This is a genomic window from Bifidobacterium apicola (assembly GCF_042846865.1).
GTDB classification, from domain to species: Bacteria; Actinomycetota; Actinomycetes; order Actinomycetales; family Bifidobacteriaceae; genus Bombiscardovia; species Bombiscardovia apicola.
In genome coordinates this window covers 963567-981239 of sequence record NZ_BAAFQQ010000001.1, presented here as the reverse complement: position 1 = coordinate 981239, position 17673 = coordinate 963567, and the positions used below count along the sequence as shown (strand labels likewise).

The following is a 17673-nucleotide window of genomic DNA, read 5'->3' as shown; positions in this document are numbered from 1 at the left end:
TCCTGTGACGAAAGCAAATTTGCGCATTTAAATGTAAGCGCATACACTAGAAAGCGCGATGGTCAACCCGGTCCGGTCACAGGACGCCGTCCAGGTCCGGGAACCCACCTGCGTATGCACGTGCCGACTGCATCCTGATAGCGGAGGACGGATCCGGCCCGTGAATGTCGATGCGGACAAAGGAGACATATGAGACGGAAAACAGTGGCGGTGAGAATCCTCGCAACCCTGGTTGCAGGGGCCACCCTCCTGGGACTGGGGGCGTGCGGAAGCAAGTCCGAAGCAACGCAGGAGGGTGCCGCAGGCAATCAGATCCTCTTCGGCGGTGACAGCGGCAATCCTACTTTCACCCGTAATTTCAACCCGTTCTCGACCAGCAAGAGGATAGGCATCAACTTCATCTACGAACCCCTCGAGGTGGTCAACAGCCTCGATGGGACCTCAACCCCCTTCCTGGCCAGCGGGCACAAGATCGTGGACCCCAAGACGGTCGAGTTCCAGATTCGTGACGGGGTCAAGTGGAGCGACGGCAAGCCCTTCTCGGCGCAGGACGTGGTCTTCACCTTCAACCTGGTCAAGAAGGATGCGGCCATGGACTCCCTGGGGGTCTGGCAGCACATCTCCTCCCTTGAGGCCTCAGGCTCCAAGGTGACCTTCCACTTCAAGGACAACGATGTGCCTGCGGTGTCGATCGTCAGCCAGCAGAACATCGTGCCGGAGCACGTCTGGAAGGATGTGAAGGACCCGCTCAAGTGGAAGAATGAGAATCCCGTCGGGACTGGCCCTTATAAGTTGGGCGCCTTCAAGCCCAACCAGTACACCCTGGCGAAGAACAAGGACTACTGGCAGGCCGAGAAGGTCGCAGCCGACACCATCGTCCTGCCCGCCTCCAACAAGCAGCTGGATCTGGTCAACAAGAAGTATGACTGGGCCTATTCCTTCATCAACAACGTGGACAAGACCTGGGTGGGCGCCGACAAGCAGCACAACCACTACTGGTTCCCTCCGGGGGGTACGGTCTCCCTATACCCCAACCTGACCAAGGCTCCCTTCAACGATGTGAACTTCCGCAAGGGCCTCAGCTATGCCCTCGACCGCGACAAGATCGCCAAGGACGCTGAGGAGGGCTATGTGGACGGTGCCACACAGACCGGCCTCATCCTGCCCAACCATGACAAGTGGGTCAACGATTCCATCCCCAACAAGGGAAAGGTATCCCAGGACGAAGCCCAATCCTTGGAGTACTTCGCCAAGGCTGGCTACAAGAAGCAGGGCGACCAGTTGGTGGACTCCAACGGCAAGCAGCTCGAGGTCAACATCACCGTGCCCAGCGGCTACACCGACTGGCTGCGCGGCGTGCAGACCATGCAGGGCCAGCTGACCAAGCTGGGTATCGCCGTCAAGCTCACCCAGCCCCAGCCCGCCGCATACACACAGGCGCAGAACAACGGCGACTATGACCTCCTGATCTCCTCCTTCGGAGGTACCGGCAGCGTCTTCCAGGACTACAACGGCCTGCTCAACAGTGAGTTCGCGGTTCCCGTAGGCCAGTCGGCCAATGCCAACTTCGAGCGCTACAAGAACCCCAAAGCTGATGAACTTCTGGCCCAGCTCAAGCAGGCAGCCGACGAGAAGTCCCAGAAGGCCATAGTCGATCAGCTTCAGCAGATCGTTTACGATGATGTGCCTGTGATCGGTCTCTTCTACGGCGGTCTCTGGGGCCTGTTCAGCACACGGAATTACACGGGCTGGCCCAGTGAGGACGACCCCTACACTGCACCCAGCACCTGGACCCAGTCGGTCCTCATGGTGGTAACCCATATCAAGAAGGCCTGAGAGGCCGGGCCTATCAGGGCGGACGGGAGCGGACTAGTCGCGTTAGCGGTCCTGCCGGGCCGTCGGGGCGGCCAGCCCCTCCTGGCCGCCCTACTTGGGCCGCCCCCCGCCCCTGACGGATGAAAGGTCGTCACGTGCGATATTTTTTCGGGAAAATTGGTTTATTCTTCGTTACCCTATGGGCGGCCATAACCGTCAACTTCATACTGCCCAGGATGATGCCGGGCTCGCCTGCCGACGCGGCCATAGCCAAATTGTCCCAGAACGGGCCGGTCACCCCTGAGGTCAGGGCTTCCATAGAAGCCCAGCTGGGCATGCCCAAGGGCAACCTGCTCAGCCAGTACTGGCAATATCTGGGTGATGTGGTCCACCTGAACTTCGGCGTCTCGTACAGCAACTTCCCGCAGAACGTATCGGATCTGGTGGGGGCAGCCCTTCCTTGGACCCTGACACTGGTGGGGCTGGTCACGATCATCTCCTTCATCATCGGGACTGCACTCGGGGCTCTGATGGCCTGGAGGCGGGGGACCGCCGTGGACGTGACGGGTACGATCTCCAGCTCCTTCCTCTCGGCCTTCCCATCCTTCTGGCTAGCCCTCATGCTCCTCTTCTTCCTCGGTTACAAGGCCGGCCTATTTCCGACCTCCGGCGCCTACTCGTCCACCGCGATACCCAACTTTTCGATGGACTTCATATCTGACGCCGTGGAGCATTCCATGCTGCCGGCACTGACCATTCTGCTGACCTCGCTGGGCAGCTATGTGATGGGCATGCGCAACACCATGATCAACACATTGGGTGATGACTACGTCACTTTCGCCGAAGCCAACGGACTGCGCCAGCGGACGGTCATGCTCAAGTACGCTGCCAGGAACGCCCTCCTTCCCAACCTGACCTCCTTCGGACTGGTCCTGGGCGGCGTGGTCGGCGGTTCCCTCCTGGTCGAGCAGGTCTTCAACTATCCGGGGGTCGGCCTCCTCCTCTATCAGGCCGTAACCAACCAGGACTACCCCCTGATGCAGGCCATCTTCCTGATGATCACCATCAGCGTGCTGGTGGCCAACTTCATCGTGGACATTCTTTACGGGGTCCTTGACCCGAGGACGAGGAGGTGAGGGCGATGACGAACAGCATCGTCAGCACAGGGAATCAGACTTCCGCACAGGGGGGCGGGAATGACCCCCAAGGGTCTCAGGCCCGCCTTGCCAGGGGCCAGAACCCCATCCTTCGGGCCCTGGAGGTTATAGGCAAAGGGTTCAAGACGGTCTGGGAAGTGCCCAAGGCCAGGTTCGGCCTGGTCCTATTGGCTCTGATCGTCCTTTCGGCCCTGCTCGCCCCTTGGCTCAGTCCTTATGACCCCAAGGCAGGTGATTTCGAGGCCAGCATCGGCCCCAGCGCCCAGCACTGGCTGGGTACCACCAGCAACGGGCAGGACGTCCTCTCCCAGCTCCTGTGGGGTGGAAGGGTCTCCGTCATGGTGGCCATGGTCTCCGGCCTCCTATCCACCTGCATAGCCGTGCTGGTGGGCCTGAGCTGGGGCTACATCCGTTCCTTCGCCGGGGAGTTCGTCGGTTTCATCGTCAACCTCTTCCTGGTCATCCCCTCCCTCCCCCTGATGATCATCATCGCCGCCTACCTCCAGAACGGAGGCATGAGCGTGATCATACTGGTCATCGTCCTGACAGGGTGGGCCTGGGGATCCCGGGTCCTGCGCTCGCAGACCCAGTCCCTGCGTTCCAGAGACTTCGTCACTGCAGCGGCCTTCAGCGGAGACAGTTCTTGGCGGATCATCTTCCATGAGATCTTCCCCAACATGCTCTCCCTGATCATCAACAACTTCTTCGGTGCGGCCACCTCCGGCGCCCTGTCGGAAGCAGGACTGGAATTCCTGGGCCTGGGCGACTCGACCACAGTCAGCTGGGGCACCATGCTCTACTGGGCCCAGAACAACAATGTGATCCTGACCGGCCAGTGGGCACTCCTGCTGGCGCCCGGTCTCATGGTCGCCCTCCTGGCGGTCTCCATGACCTTCATCAACTTCGGTGTGGACCGCCTGAGCAACCCCCGTCTGCGTGAAGGGAAGGCATGATGGAACTGCTACGTGTCGAGAACCTGTCCGTCGAATATGACAGCCCCGACCAGGAACCGGTCAAGGCCGTCAACGACGTGAGCTTTTCACTGGAACAGGGTGAATTCGTAGGTTTGGTCGGGGAGTCGGGGTCAGGCAAGTCCACACTGGGCTTCGCTGTCACACGACTCTCCAAGCCGCCGGCCCGGATCAGCGAGGGGCGTGTGCTTTTCGGCGGCAAGGACATTACCACCCTCAGCCAGGAGGAGCTCCGCCGGCAGCGGTGCGGCGGATTCGCCATGGTTCTCCAGTCGGGCATGAACGCCTTGAACCCGGTGCGGACCGTCCGCAAGCATTTCGTGGACATCTACAAGGCCCACGGGAACGTGGAAAATAAGGACTACGAGGCACATTCCAGACAGCTTGTAGAGAAGGTGGGTCTGCAGGACTCCGTGCTTGATGCCTACCCGGGCGAACTGTCGGGCGGCATGAGGCAGAGGGTCTCCATATCGCTGGCCCTGGCCTTGGAGCCCAAGCTCATGGTCTTCGACGAGCCGACTACCGCCCTGGATGTCCTGGTCCAGCACGAGGTGATGGGGACCATCCGCGAGCTGCAGAAACAGGAGGGCTTCACTGCCATCCTGATCAGCCACGACCTCGGTGTGGTCCTCGAGTCCACCCAGAGGGTACTGGTCATGCACAACGGGCGGATCGTGGAGGATGCCCCCAGCGAGCGGATTCTGACCGATCCCCGGGACGACTACACCAAGATGCTCCTCAGCCATTATGGTGACCCCAGAGCCGAACACGTTTCGGTGCCCGGTTTGAAGCCGCGAGATAAGGCCGACGCCTCCGGCTCGGTCGGCGAAACCCCTTCACAGGCCGACCATGAGGATGACATGACGGTCACGGTAACCGGCGTCTCCAAAATCTATCCCGCCCGCAAGCGGGGTGAGGATTCAGTGACCGCCGTCAACAATGTCTCTTTCACCCTCTCCCCGGGCCAGTCCTTGGCCCTGGTGGGAGCATCCGGGTCCGGCAAGTCCACGATAGCCAAAATGCTCACCGGCGTGGAAAGGCCCACCTCAGGCAATATCACTTTGGGTGGCAGGCGTGTGGATCGGATGAAGCGGCGCAAGGATCTGAGGTCCCTGCGTTCCGACATCCAGATGATCTTCCAGGATCCCTACGCGGCCCTCAATCCCCTCCACACGGTGGAGTACACGCTGACCAGGCCCATCCTCAATTACACGGACCTGAGGGGGGACGACGCCCGCAAGCGGATGTTGGAACTCCTGGACACAGTGGGTCTGACCCCAGTGGAGCAGTTTGCCGCTAAACTCCCTCACCAGTTGTCAGGAGGGCAGCGCCAAAGGGTGGTCATAGCCCGGGCGCTGGCCAGCAACCCCCACGTTCTGGTGGCCGATGAACCGGTTTCCATGCTGGACATGACCCTGAGAGCCGGAATCCTGGCCCTCCTCGACGACTTAAGGGTCCGGTTGAACGTGAGCATGCTCTACATTACCCACGACCTCCTGTCGGCCCGACTGATCACCGATTCGATCATGGTCCTCAACAAGGGCACGGTGGTGGAGCGGGGGCAGACGGCCCAGGTTCTCCAGCATCCAGAGAACGACTACACGATCAAGCTGCTTGACGCCATCCCCAGCCTGCGCACGCAGGCCTGAAGGCGGCCCGTCTCAGGCAGCGGGACAGCAAAGTTACAGGAGAAACAATGATATCCCACCATGTCGTGGACAGGGGTGTGCCCTTTGGGGGCCTACCCATGCCGGAGAACATCGAAGCCATGGTCATACATGCCCCAGTGGGCGACCTGACCGCACTCCATTCCCCCAAGGGGGTAAGGGGGGCGCGGGGAGTGGCCATGATGATTCCCGGCTTCACCGGTTCCAAGGAGGACTTCTACCAGATCAGCTCCATCCTGGGAGAGGCTGGTTGGGATGTCTGGTCCTACTCGCAGAGGGGGCAGGCAGACTCGGTAGCCCCTCGGGGGCGGCAGGCCTACGGCAGGCGGTCCACGGCCGGTGATGCCGTGGATGTGGCCCGTATTCTGATCGAGCACACCGGGGCCAAACGGGTCCACATCCTGGGCCACAGCTTCGGTGGGGTGGTGGCCCAGGCGGCCCTCCTGGCCGACCCTGACCTCTTTGCCAGTCTCACTCTCATGTCCTCCGGCCCCCACGGTTGGCCGGGCCGGAAGGCGGACCTGCGTCAGCGACTCCTGGACCACCCTGGCGGGGACCTGTGGAGGCTGGACAACCCGGACAGGGCCAGCCTGCCTGATGAGGAGCTGAATCCGCAAGACAGATTCCAGCGCCTTCGGGCAGAGCGGACCAGCCGGGACCAGCTCATCGGGACCATAGACCAGCTGGCTGACCTGCATGACAGGACCGAACAGCTGGCTGCCACCGGCCTGCCCATGATGGTTTTCCACGGCGAGCACGACGACTTCTCCTGGCCCCAGGACTGGCAGGCCAGGATGGCCCGCATGCTTGGCGCCCGCTACGAGGTGGTTGCGGGTGCCGGTCACTGTCCCAACATCGACAGGCCTGAGGAGACGGCGGCCCTCCTGGACGACTTCTGGGCTTCTGCGCAGAACAAACGGTGAACTTCGGCAGGAACAAGCCTATTAGCAACGAAAGCGGAGAAGATGAACACAGACACTCCACGCAGCAAGTCTCCCGATCAGGGCGCAGGTGACGGAGAGAGAGACGGAGGCCGGATGCGACGGCCCAAAGGCATGACCGTCGAGAGGGGGGGCTTCTCGGCTTCGTTCAACCTCAACGGGGACCTGACGCTGATCAATGCAGGAGGCATCCAGGTCACCCAGTTCAAGCCTGGCATCCACGACCGTCCCCTGGCAGGTCTTTGGCTCCGCCGCCATCGGGATGGGCGGATCGATTCCATTCAACTGACCGGATCAGGTTCCTGGGCCTCCTTCGACCCGGCAGCTGGCAGCCCCCTCTGGGAGGGGAGGGGCTTGGGCATCCGATGGCGGGTTCGGCTTCTCTCAAGTGCCATACCCCCTGTGCTTTCCCGGGCTCTTCCATCCGGTGGCGAAAGCGGCGGCCCTGGCAAGGGGGCGTCCTGGACCTGGGAGGTGTCGGTCACGATTGACCAGGGTGGCTCGACTGTTGGTAGTGAGAGGAAGGAATGGGCTGGCGCCATCTTGCCCGGCGATTTGTGGGACCTGGTTTCCGCCCAGGATCTGGCCCTGGTGGAGCCGGCTATGGCTGCCGGAGCCGAGTCCTATATCTCTCAGTACATCGCCTACCATGTGCAGGACGTCCCCATTTTCGGCAGCGTCCTGTCAGCCCGGCAGACGATGGGTTGCGCCCCTCGGCTCCCCTTGTATGTGACGGGAATATCACAGGGATGCAGGGCATTCATGACCGACGGCTACGACTTTTACGGTCTTGGCGCCCGTCTGGACGGTCAGCCTGCTGCCCTCGGCGATGCTGACTGGGACGGGGGGGGCATAGACCAGTATGAGTTCGCCATGGCCTGCCTCCTCTCTCCCAGAGCGCCGTTGACCCAGGGAGGCCTCACCTGGCAGGTGTGGAACACGGTACTGTCCGATTACAGGGGTGACCTGGGCGAGGCCTGTTCCGCCTGTGCAGAGGCTTCTGAAGAAAGCCGGAGTGATGACCAGGGTTGGAGTGAGGCAGACAAGACTGAGGCCGATGGCGGTCTGTCCACCCGCTCCCACGACACCTCGCCCGCCTCTCCTGCTGCCTCACAGGCGCAGTCAGCAACATCACTCCTGATCTCTTCCGCACTGCTGAATGGCGACCCCCTGCCTGAGAGTGAGTTCGGCCAATTGGGCGGAGGGCCCATCCTCCAGCCAGAGGCGGACCAGACAGGCCATCTGCTCTCTTACTTCGGAAATGATGCCTGCCATGTGGTAAGCGCACGCAAGGAACTGGAGGTGGCCCGCTCCCACGGGCAGATTCTCCTGTCCGGCAACCCGGATGCCGACCCATCACGGCCCACCATGGCCTCCACCACCTACGCCGGGGGTGTCTTCGCCTCCCAGGTGGTCCTGGGCAACACCAACATGAACCAGCTGATTTCAGTCCAGAAGACCGGTCTGGGCCTCCTGCGCTCGCGGGGGGTCCGCATCCTGGTCCAGGTGGACGGGGCCTGGCGCCTCCTGGGTGTTCCTTCGGCCTACATCATGGACCTGGGCGGATCCCGCTGGGTCTATCGTCTGGGAGGCCGGACCCTGACGGTGTCCACCATCGCCCACCTGGACAGGGCCGCCATCGACATCCATCTGGAGACCGATAGCCCGATCCGGGCCCTGTTGACGATCAGCCTGGAAGATCCATCCGCCTGGCTTCGAAGGTTCGCCCCTGCCGATGTCATCCGGGGGGTGGGGGGGTCCATTTCCTTTACCCCTGCACCGGGCAACCCTGCGGCTGAAGGTTGCCCGGGACTGAGATACGTCATCTCATCGCCCGATGCAAGGGCCGGGGACGACGGCCCCCTCTTCGAGCCAGGCGCAGGGGTCCGAACCACTGATCCGGCCATGGCCACCTTCCTGTCGGACGGGGGCCAGACCCTGTCCGTCACCATCGCCGGATCAATGGAAGGCAGCGCAAGCGAGGAGAGCACGCCCGATGCGATCTCTGACGACTCCGAACGGGACCTCCTCCATGCCCATTACCTGGCTATGACTTCCTTCATGCAGGGGCTGCATGTGGCAGGGGAGGGAAGATTCGCCGAATTCAATGACCTTCTACCCTGGCTGGTGCAGAATGCCCTGGTTCATTTTCTGTCTCCCCACGGGCTGGAGCAGTATGGGGGCGCCGCCTGGGGTACACGGGACGTCTGCCAAGGGCCCCTGGAACTGGCCTTGACCTTCGGCCATACCGACCTGGCCCGGACCATCCTTCTCAAGGTCTTCGCCCACCAGAACCCCGACGGCTCCCTGCCGCAGTGGTTCATGTTCGACCAGTATGCGGATCTGTACCAGCACGATTCCCACGGGGACATCCCGGTCTGGCCCCTGCTGGCGCTGGCTGAGTATGTCGAAGCGGGTGGTGGGCTGGACCTCCTGGATGAGCCCGTGGCTTTCTGGAGGGATGATGCCCCTGGCCCTTCCGCGTCAGTCGGACCAGTCGAAGCTGCAAGCTCGGTCAATCACGGTAGCCCCTCATCCAGCCTGCCCACGGTGGCCGACCATCTGTCTCGGACGCTGGACTATATCCAGTCGCATAGAGTCCCGGGTACCGACCTCTTCTGCTATGGCGAGGGGGACTGGGACGACACCCTTCAACCGGCCCAAGAGTCCATGAAGAGACAGATGGCCTCCACATGGACCATCGCCCTGCTCTACCAGGCCTGCTGCGGATTGCGACCGTTCCTTGAGGCAGCCGGCCGGACCGACCTGGCCTCCCGCTTTGCCGGAGAAGCTGGCAGAATCAAGGCTGACTTTGCCGATAACTTTATCTTCCAAGGGGTCCTGGCCGGATACGTCAACTTCGTCGATGGCCAACCCCGCCCGGTCATACACCCTTCGGATACCAGGACAGGCATACGGTACAGGTTGATTCCCATGACCCGCTCCATCATCGCTGGTCTGCTCACACCCGGCCAAGAGGCAGACCATGAGAGGATCATCGAAGGCAATCTCCATTATCCGGACGGAGTGAGGCTCATGGACCGCCCGGCCTCCTTCCACGATGGGGCGACCAGGGTCTTCAAGAGGGCCGAACAGGCTGCCAACGTAGGCCGGGAGATTGGCCTGATGTATACGCACGCCCATGTGCGGTACGCGGAGGCCTTGGGCCTGCTGGGCAGGACCCGACTGGGTCAGGAGCTCCTAAGAATCAGCCCGGTGGGCCAGTTCCGCCGCCTGCCAACCAGCGAGCCCAGGCAGCGCAACTGCTACTTCGCTTCGTCGGACGCCGACTTTCCCGACAGATACACGGCTGCCTCCCAATGGTCGAGGCTTAAGGAGGGGGCCAGGGACCCCGTAGGCGTGAGGGGAGGATGGAGGATTTATTCCTCCGGCCCCGGCATCTACTGCCGGCAGGTGGTCCAGCACCTCTTCGGCATCCAGTTGCACGATGGGCGGGTTGTCTTCGACCCGGTCCTGTCCCAGGAGGATGACGGCCTGGAGGTGACTATGACCCTGTTCGGCCAGCCGCGTACCATCCGCTACCATGTGGCTGGCGGGCCGATCGCTGGACCAGGGAATATCGCCTCAGAGGGTGCAGATTCGGACCGTCTGATGGTTGAGGCTGATGGACGCAGGCTTGAGGGCCGGATCCAGGATCTGCCTTACCGCAGGGGCGGATTGGATGTGACCCAGGACCAGTTGGCGGGAGTTGCCCATATCGACATCTTCCTCACGGTCGATGGACAGACTGTACTGTAAGTGCCGAAGCCCATGCCTGTACCTGTCCGCAAAGCCATGTCGACAAGGGAGATGGCAGGGTTGCCAGGGTTCTGCAACAGGTCATCCGGCAGCCGTTCTCGGCCAGATAGGCAAGGTGTGCGTATGTGCAGAGCAAGAGCCCATGATATGGCGGAGGAGGCTGGCGTCTCCATCGTCATGGTGTCGTGCACCTACTGGCGATCCAGTCAGGTAAGGGAATCCGTCCGTCTGAAAATGCTGGAAGTTTCCAGGCGGTTGAATGACATTCTGGGTGCAAGTGCGCGCAATCCGGCCAGGGGGCAACCTGCACTCCCGTCTGGAAGGCGCAAACAGACCGGTTCAAAGGGTGATTCCGGCAGGGGCCACCCCATCAAATCCAACAAGGAAGGTACATCCACATGCCAATGCCTACATACACCTTTCCACAGGACTTCCTCTGGGGGGCGGCCACGGCTGCACACCAGATAGAAGGCAACAATGTCAACGCCGACTGGTGGGAGCGTGAGCACCGGCCAGGCAGCGACCTCAGCGAGCCCTCGGGGGACGCAGACGACAGCTATAACCGTTACGCGGAAGACATATCCCTTCTGGCCGGTAGCGGGTTGAACACATACCGCTTCTCAGTGGAGTGGGCCAGAGTGGAGCCGGAGGAGGGGTTCTTTTCCCAGGCCCAGCTCCTGCACTACAGGGCTATGATTGAAGCCTGCTTCCAGGCCGGGGTGACCCCCATGGTCACCCTGAACCACATGACCCTGCCCCGCTGGCTGGCCGGGCGAGGGGGCTGGCGCGATCCTGCTGCCGCAGACCTCTTCGGCCGGTACGTGGAGCACCTCATTCCCATCCTGGACGGTGTCACCTGGGTGTGCACGATCAACGAACCCAATATGGTGGCGCTGACCCAAGGGGGTCAGGAGGGCAGCGATATGGCTGCCGCCTCCCTGCCCGCCCCTGACCCGGTCATCTCTGAATCCCTGGTCAAGGCTCACAGAAAGGCTCGGGCAGTCCTCTCCCGCCTACCGGGGATCAAGTCCGGTTGGACCATTGCCTGTCAGGATTTCCAGGCATTGCCGGGCTGTGAGCAAGACATGGAGGAGTACCGATACCCCCGCGAGGATTTTTTCACACAGGCTGCACGAGGTGACGATTTCATCGGGGTGCAGGCCTATCTGCGCACTTTCATCGGCCACGACGGCCCCCGGCCGGTCCCGGAGGATGTGGAGAAGACCCTGACCGGCTGGGAGTATTATCCTGCCGCTCTGGGGGAGGCCGTGCGCCACACCTGGCGGACCGCCGAGCACACCCCCATCGTGGTCACCGAGAATGGAATCGCCACAGCCGATGACAGTCGGAGGATCGACTACACCTTTGACGCCCTGTCCGGACTTCATCAGGCCATGGATGAGGGCGTGCGTGTGGAAGGCTACCTCCACTGGTCCCTTCTGGACAATTACGAGTGGGGGTCCTACAAACCCACCTTTGGCCTGGTCTCCGTGGACCACGAGACCTTCGAGCGCCACCCCAGGCCCTCCTTGGCTTGGCTGGGTCAGGTGGCCCGTTCCGGCATCCTTGCCCGTCCCCGGGGCTAATACAGGCACGAGCGTCCGACCCCGGACCGACTTCGTATCGGCCTGGGGGCGGACGCTGCCACATGCCGCACTCGCGCCCACTGGTCTGCCGCGAGCGATGCCCAGGCATGCACGGAGCCAAATCCAGAAGTCATGATGAAATAGAATGAGAAATTCAGCCGATGAGCCCACTGACGGGCCAAGCATGCATACCTGGAATTGCTGTTGAAAAGTGGAGCTGAGGGTAGTCGAAACCCCGACCTCTTCGATGCGAACGAAGCGCTCTACCAACTGAGCTACAGCCCCATTCGTTGCCCGACCGTAGCCGAACAACAGAAGTTTACTCTAGCGCGAGCTCTGGCCAAACGCAATTTGAACCGATTGCCGGCCAACTGAGTATTCCAGGTGGGGTATCAGTCCGCCTTGGAGCTGGCTTTTTCGGCGGAAGTCTTCTTGCGTCCGAACCTTGCCTTGACCAGGCCGATGACCGTGGGCAGAACCGAGATGACCAGGATCAGGATGATGACCAGCTCGAAATGCTGCTGGACTGCGGGGATGCCGCCGAAGAAATAGCCCAGGAGGGTAAAGAGGGTGGACCATATCAGGCCGCCAAGGATGCTGAAGGGGGTGAAGCGCCGCCAGCGCATTCCGGAAATGCCTGATATGAAGGGCATAAAGGTTCTGATGAAGGGAAGGAATCGTCCCAGGACCACGGCCAGGGGGCCCCACTTGTCGATCAGCCCTTCGGTCTTGGCGATTCGTTCAGGGGTCAGTGACTTCACGCGTCCCGAACGGACGATGGCCCGGCCGAAGAAATGTCCGATGAAGTAGTTGCTCTGGTCGCCAAGGATGGGTGCCAGCCAGACGATGGGCAGGAGCACATCCAAAGTCATGCCGCTGGACGGGTCATGGGCGAAGACGCCGGCGGCGAAGAGCAGGGAGTCGCCCGGCAGGAAGGGCATGAAAACCACGCCTGTTTCGATGAAGATAATCAGGAAGATGAACCCGTAAGTCGGCACCAGCCCCATGGCGATCCAGCTCGCGATAGCGCTGCGCGGATCCTTGAGCAGGTGTATCAGCCAGTTGACGAACCCCATGAGTTGCGTTCCATTCCGTCGATGAGTGCTTGTCCAGAACCGAGACACACTTTAACAAGCTGATTGCGGGAAACTGTCCTTACGGGTCTGATTCCTTGCGAGGACAACACAACCTGTGAGCTGCCGGCCACGGCCCTATCGTCAGTTCATCTGCGTGAAAATAGGCAGGGAGGCGGGTGCCCTCAACCAGGCCGGTCTATACTATTGCCGGTGGGTGCTGGATATGCTGCTGGAAAACGGCATCAAGCTTGTGATCACCTCTACTATTGGGATCCGCACCAGTAGTCATAGGGATCTGGAGACTGTCCCAACCGCGACAACGCCCAGCAATATGCTGACAATGCGGACATCCTGGCCAAGGTTCTGAGTGATCAGGTGCAGGCCTAAACCCACAAGCAGCCCTAGGCAGCCCCAAGTGGCCTTAAATGAACCCTGATGCTCAGCACATCTGGGCTGTGGTAATGGCGGTCATACCCCCGCACCTGCGACTACAGCAGATTCTGGCAGCTGCGACATCCAAGAGCAGCTTTGGAAGGATTTTGGTCTGCGGAACGCGCAGACCATTCGCAATCGAGCTGTCTGAGAAGACGGCATACAGACGCAGGCCTAAGGTGGTCGCGCATTCATGCCTGACTATTTCCTTCGTCTTAGATCCAGCTGGGCAGCCACATGTGCATGCGCCAGAAGTCATAGGGGATGGGCATGGCGGTCCATAGCGGGTAGAAGAAGACTGATGTCAGGCCTAGCAGGGTCAGGCCCATAATCATGGTCTGCCGGTAGAGGATGCTATCCGAGCCCTGCCTGAGCCAGTCGACCACGTAACAGATTGCCAGGATCATCCAGGGCAGGATGACGATGGAGTAGAAGGTGAAAGTGGTCCGGTTCATGTATTGGACCCAGGGCAGCCAGCCAGCCAGCATGCCCGCTAGTACCCCCCAGATCCGCCAATCTCCGTGCTTGACCACGACGGCGATGACGATGGCCAGGACCATGCAGATGCTGCCCAGCCACCAGGTCATGGGATTGCCCAGGGAGGTGACGGCTGCCACGCAGGGGGAATTCCTGGCCAATCCGCATAGGCCAGGGAAACCATTGATCTTCTGCCAGTAGAAACTGGTGGGCCTGATCTGCAGAGGCCATGTCAGAGGGTTAGCCATATATGGGTGCGGGGTGTGCAAGGTGGTGTGGAAGTGCCACATCTGCCGGTGGTACTCAGCCAGAGAACGCAGCCCCTCCGGCAGCCAGGTCAGGCCCTGGCCAGGGTGCTCGGCCGCCCAGCTGTGCATGTAGGAATCACCGTGCAGGAACCATCCCGTCCAGGATGCCAGGTAGGTGCTTGCCCAGACCGGGATCATAAGCAAGGCCGCCGGCAGCCCGTCTTTGAACACCGCGCTCTGCAGCCAGAACCCGTATCCAGCCTGATGGCGTTCCCACCCGTCCCAGAGCACTGAAATGAGAGCGAAGACGGCGAAAAAGTAAGCGCCCGACCACTTGGTGCCGGTGGCCAGGCCCAGCAGCAGGGCGGCGCCGGTCCGCCACCAGGACCAAGCGATGAAAGGACCGGTGGTGGCTACAGGCAGCTCAACTCGGTTTTTCCGCCCTTGGCGGCCTGGCGACTGAACAACTCTGACCCGGTAGTGCAGACGGAAATCAGCCTGATCCCTGGCCCAGGATTGCCGCAGCTTGGCCCGAGCCCAGTCCCGATGGCCCATCAGGCATAGCCAGGCTCCCAGGGCGAAAATCATAACGAAGTTGTCCAGCAGGCCGGTACGGCTCATGACGATGCCCAGACCATCGATGGCCATAAGGAAACCGGCCGTCAGAGCGATGGGCAGGTTGTGAAAGAGGCGCAGGGCTACGCGGCCGAGCAGCAGAATGGCAATGGTGCCGGCCAGGGCAGTGGCCGCTCGCCAGGCGAAAGGGTTGCCAGCTCCTCCGAACAGTTTGAGACCCAGGGCTATGCACCACTTGCCTACCGGCGGGTGAACCACGTATTCGGCCTGAGGCAGCCAGCCGCTTGTGTGCCCTTGGGCGAAGACCTGGTCGATGGGAAGGTTGAGCGGGCCGGCTTTTTTCGGCCAGTCGCGTGGCTCGCCGGTCATCAACATGGTCCAGGCATCTTTGACGTAATATGTCTCGTCGAAGACGATGGCTCGGGGGCTGCCCAGCCGAACCAGCCGCAGGAGTCCCCCCAGAAGCGCCATGAGTATGCAGGCTATCCAGCTCTTCTGCCGATAAGAGAGCCGGGAGGTCCAGCCCACCCGTTTCTTAGTGTGCCGACCCTCGGATGTGCTGACGATGGACATCATGACAGGGCGACCGGACCGGGGGGCGGCGTGCCGACCGTGTCTGGAGGAGCGATGCTGCAAAGAAAGCCCTACCGAAGATGTCATTAACCCCTAGATTAGGCCATACTGAAGGCATGATCAGCATGAATGATCGGAGTGATGGACATATGCAGGGCTCAGAGTGCCAGGCGAAGCAGATTCCCCTCAGTGTTTCACGTGGAACGGTGGTGCTGGCGGCTACGCCTATCGGCAATGTCGCTGATGCCTCGGCACGCCTGGTGGAGCTGTTGCAGTCTGCGGATCTAGTGGCTGCGGAGGATACGCGGCGGCTCTATGATCTGGCCAACCGGCTGGGGGTGCGTGTAGGCGGCAGGGTGATGGCTTATCACGACCATAATGAGCGGCAGATGGCTGATCCCATTCTGGATCAGGTTCGTGACGGAGCCTGTGCGCTGGTGGTTTCAGATGCGGGTATGCCCACCATCAACGACCCAGGCATGGCCATAGTCAGACGGGCTATCGAGCGAGGCATACCGGTCACCTGCGCTCCCGGTCCCAGTGCCGTGCTGGATGCTCTGGCTCTCTCCGGCCTGCCGACCGACCGCTTTTGCTACGAGGGGTTTCTTCCCCGTCGGCATCAGGAGCGGTTGCGGCATCTGCGCACCCTGCGCAGCGAGGAGCGGACCATGGTCTTCTATGAGACGCCCCACCGCATTGATCAGGCTATGCAGGACCTTCATGAGGTCTTCGGCTCCGACAGGCTCATGGCACTCTGCCGGGAGCTGACCAAGGAGCATGAACAGATACGACGGGGCACCATCGGCGACATTGTGCGATCCCTTCAGGAGGAGCCTGCCCGGGGAGAGATGGTCCTGGTCGTGGCCGGTGCCTCAGCCTTGGAGGCCAGACGCAACGATCCCGATGCCATGGATGACCGGCAGTTGGCAGTACTGGCACGCGATCTGGCCCGATCCGAGGGCCTGCGGCTCAAGGAGGCCATCGCCCAGGTGGCTGCCGAGCATCCCTTGGCTGATGGCAGCCTGCCCAACCGCAAGCGGATCTATGCCTTAGCTGTAGAAGAGGCTAAGGATGACTGATTCCCGCCCCCCTCATCCAACAGCACCTCCAGTGCTCTGCGCACGCCGGGCCCACCCAGCTGGGAGACGGTCTCCAGCAGGGCTGGCGAGGCGGCAGGATTGGCCACCAGCCACCGACGTAGCCGGGGCTCTTCTCGGGCGATGGTCCAGAGGATGCTCGGGTCGGTCGCGAGATCTGTGGCCATCAGTGCCGTGGGCACCAGGGGAGGCTCTGGCGGTGGGGTGCGGTTGTCAGTCATCGGTTCGAGGTCATTGGGTTCGCCACGGTTCAAAGCGTCTCCCTTTGAAGGACGCGACCGGCTATTGATGGCAGTCATGAGCCGGGCTATGCGTTCAGTTGCGGAGGGTCTACGACGGTTCCGGACTCGATTCCTGCCTCGGCCCCGGTCTCGATGAGCGCCGTGCCCTCCTCTGCTGTTCCTCATCGGCGGATTCATAGGAGCACCTTGAGTCGTCTTATGGTCTCCAGCCCTCGAGCGTGCCCGGGCCACCGCGGGTTGGAGGATAGAAGCGACTCGCAGGATCCGCAGCTGACCTGATACCGCTCCATGAGCTCATGCAGGACTGCCATGATATCCTCCCCGTTGCATCGGCCAGAGGGATCGCAGGCCAGATCGCAGGCGGTCCAGAGCGGCGAAGTTACCCAGAGCCGCCCCAGTCTCATCAGGTAGTGGGCATCCAGCTGTCGCTGGTGGGGGCGCAGGGGTCTGCCGTGAACCGGTGTGCGGAAGTGGGAGTTGGAGATGATGTCCAGGGCATCAGGGAAACGGCCGTTGATCCATATCCAGAGCGCCAGCCCGCCGCACGCTGCTGCTCCGTAAGGAACCATGGGCATGACGATGGAGGCACGTCCGTAGAGTCCCTCCGCCTGTTCGTTCAAGTAGCAGCAGGATCGGTCCAGACAGGTCACGATTCCCTCATTCACCAGCAGGCTGAGGCTGAGCGGGCCGGGTAGGTCTCCGGTTTGTATCAGGCTGGGCAGCGGTTTGGGATCGGGGGCCGAGATCTCAAGCTTAGTAGTAGGTGGACGGCAGCGGGTGCGCATTGGCGCTGCTCCGGATCGCGGGCCGAAACGCTGCTGAGCAGTGTCGGCGTGCTGTGTTCTGCCTGGCGGCTTTGTTGTAGCTCTAAGGGTGCGGCTGGCGCCAGGGGCAGTGGTAGGCGTCCACGTCGCTCCCCCGAGGACGTGTTCTCGATTCATGGTTTGACTGTAAATGGTCGGGTCCGGGTTTGCCTGAGGGCGGGCTGAATTTGTGTACTTGTGGATAATCCGACTGTTCGCTAGCTGTCTTGTGGACGAGCAGGGGGATTGTAGG

Annotated in this window: 12 protein-coding genes and 1 tRNA gene; 8 read left to right on the top strand and 5 right to left on the bottom strand. The window is 61.7% G+C overall.

From position 1 onward, the window contains the following. Positions 1 to 189 precede the first annotated feature (189 nt). From ACGG9J_RS04120 to ACGG9J_RS04090, 7 genes are all read left to right on the top strand, one after another. The gene (locus tag ACGG9J_RS04120; RefSeq protein ID WP_390133878.1) at positions 190 to 1836 is read left to right on the top strand and encodes an ABC transporter substrate-binding protein; all 1647 of its coding nucleotides are present in this window, start codon (positions 190 to 192) and stop codon (positions 1834 to 1836) included. A gap of 134 nt (positions 1837 to 1970) precedes the next feature. Continuing rightward, complete coding sequence (locus ACGG9J_RS04115) at positions 1971 to 2951, top strand: ABC transporter permease (protein WP_390133876.1); 981 nt, start codon at positions 1971 to 1973, stop codon at positions 2949 to 2951. A 5-nt stretch (positions 2952 to 2956) separates the two neighbouring features. After that, entirely contained in the window at positions 2957 to 3925 is a 969-nt protein-coding gene (locus ACGG9J_RS04110) for an ABC transporter permease (protein ID WP_390133874.1), read from the top strand. Beyond that, positions 3922 to 5592, top strand: coding sequence for an ABC transporter ATP-binding protein (locus ACGG9J_RS04105; protein WP_390133872.1), 1671 nt, complete (start codon positions 3922 to 3924; stop codon positions 5590 to 5592). Before ACGG9J_RS04110 ends, ACGG9J_RS04105 begins: the two co-directional genes overlap by 4 nt. A 47-nt stretch (positions 5593 to 5639) precedes the next feature. Beyond that, positions 5640 to 6533 carry an alpha/beta fold hydrolase gene (locus ACGG9J_RS04100; protein WP_390133870.1) on the top strand — a complete coding sequence of 298 codons (894 nt, stop codon included), beginning with the start codon at positions 5640 to 5642 and terminating at the stop codon, positions 6531 to 6533. Between the two features lie 114 nt (positions 6534 to 6647). After that, on the top strand, positions 6648 to 10310 hold the full coding sequence (locus ACGG9J_RS04095) for a hypothetical protein (protein WP_390133867.1): 3663 nt from the start codon (positions 6648 to 6650) through the stop codon (positions 10308 to 10310). 398 nt (positions 10311 to 10708) lie between these two features. Next, the gene (locus ACGG9J_RS04090; RefSeq protein ID WP_390133865.1) at positions 10709 to 11896 is read left to right on the top strand and encodes a glycoside hydrolase family 1 protein; all 1188 of its coding nucleotides are present in this window, start codon (positions 10709 to 10711) and stop codon (positions 11894 to 11896) included. 212 nt (positions 11897 to 12108) lie between these two features. Here the strand turns inward: ACGG9J_RS04090 and ACGG9J_RS04085 are convergent. From ACGG9J_RS04085 to ACGG9J_RS04075, 3 genes are all read right to left on the bottom strand, one after another. After that, a tRNA-Ala gene (locus ACGG9J_RS04085) sits at positions 12109 to 12181 on the bottom strand. A gap of 107 nt (positions 12182 to 12288) precedes the next feature. Continuing rightward, positions 12289 to 12972 carry a VTT domain-containing protein gene (locus tag ACGG9J_RS04080; RefSeq protein ID WP_390133864.1) on the bottom strand — a complete coding sequence of 228 codons (684 nt, stop codon included), beginning with the start codon at positions 12970 to 12972 and terminating at the stop codon, positions 12289 to 12291. A 647-nt stretch (positions 12973 to 13619) separates the two neighbouring features. Next, positions 13620 to 15176: a dolichyl-phosphate-mannose--protein mannosyltransferase gene (locus ACGG9J_RS04075; RefSeq protein WP_390135305.1), complete on the bottom strand. Its 1557-nt coding sequence runs from the start codon at positions 15174 to 15176 to the stop codon at positions 13620 to 13622. 227 nt (positions 15177 to 15403) lie between these two features. On the opposite strand from ACGG9J_RS04075, the gene rsmI reads away from it, so the two are divergent. Continuing rightward, positions 15404 to 16357 carry a 16S rRNA (cytidine(1402)-2'-O)-methyltransferase gene (gene rsmI, locus ACGG9J_RS04070; RefSeq protein ID WP_390133862.1) on the top strand — a complete coding sequence of 318 codons (954 nt, stop codon included), beginning with the start codon at positions 15404 to 15406 and terminating at the stop codon, positions 16355 to 16357. On the opposite strand, the gene ACGG9J_RS04065 is transcribed toward rsmI, so the two are convergent. Together ACGG9J_RS04065 and ACGG9J_RS04060 are read right to left on the bottom strand one after the other, a co-directional pair. Beyond that, a complete protein-coding gene (locus ACGG9J_RS04065) occupies positions 16321 to 16629 on the bottom strand; it encodes a variant leucine-rich repeat-containing protein (RefSeq protein ID WP_390133860.1) in 309 nt (102 codons plus the stop codon). The genes rsmI and ACGG9J_RS04065 overlap by 37 nt on opposite strands. 161 nt (positions 16630 to 16790) lie before the next feature. Then, positions 16791 to 17267, bottom strand: coding sequence for a hypothetical protein (locus ACGG9J_RS04060; protein ID WP_390133858.1), 477 nt, complete (start codon positions 17265 to 17267; stop codon positions 16791 to 16793). Positions 17268 to 17673: the final 406 nt, after the last annotated feature.

Bases quoted from the DNA above. Each gene is read 5' to 3' on its own strand.
- ACGG9J_RS04080 (WP_390133864.1), bottom strand. From the start codon at position 12,972: ATGGGGTTCGTCAACTGGCTGATACACCTGCTCAAGGATCCGCGCAGC.
- ACGG9J_RS04105 (WP_390133872.1), top strand. From the start codon at position 3,922: ATGATGGAACTGCTACGTGTCGAGAACCTGTCCGTCGAATATGACAGC.
- ACGG9J_RS04120 (WP_390133878.1), top strand. From the start codon at position 190: ATGAGACGGAAAACAGTGGCGGTGAGAATCCTCGCAACCCTGGTTGCA.
- ACGG9J_RS04110 (WP_390133874.1), top strand. From the start codon at position 2,957: ATGACGAACAGCATCGTCAGCACAGGGAATCAGACTTCCGCACAGGGG.
- ACGG9J_RS04075 (WP_390135305.1), bottom strand. From the start codon at position 15,176: ATGGCGCTTCTGGGGGGACTCCTGCGGCTGGTTCGGCTGGGCAGCCCC.
- ACGG9J_RS04100 (WP_390133870.1), top strand. From the start codon at position 5,640: ATGATATCCCACCATGTCGTGGACAGGGGTGTGCCCTTTGGGGGCCTA.
- ACGG9J_RS04095 (WP_390133867.1), top strand. From the start codon at position 6,648: ATGCGACGGCCCAAAGGCATGACCGTCGAGAGGGGGGGCTTCTCGGCT.
- ACGG9J_RS04090 (WP_390133865.1), top strand. From the start codon at position 10,709: ATGCCAATGCCTACATACACCTTTCCACAGGACTTCCTCTGGGGGGCG.
- rsmI (WP_390133862.1), top strand. From the start codon at position 15,404: ATGAATGATCGGAGTGATGGACATATGCAGGGCTCAGAGTGCCAGGCG.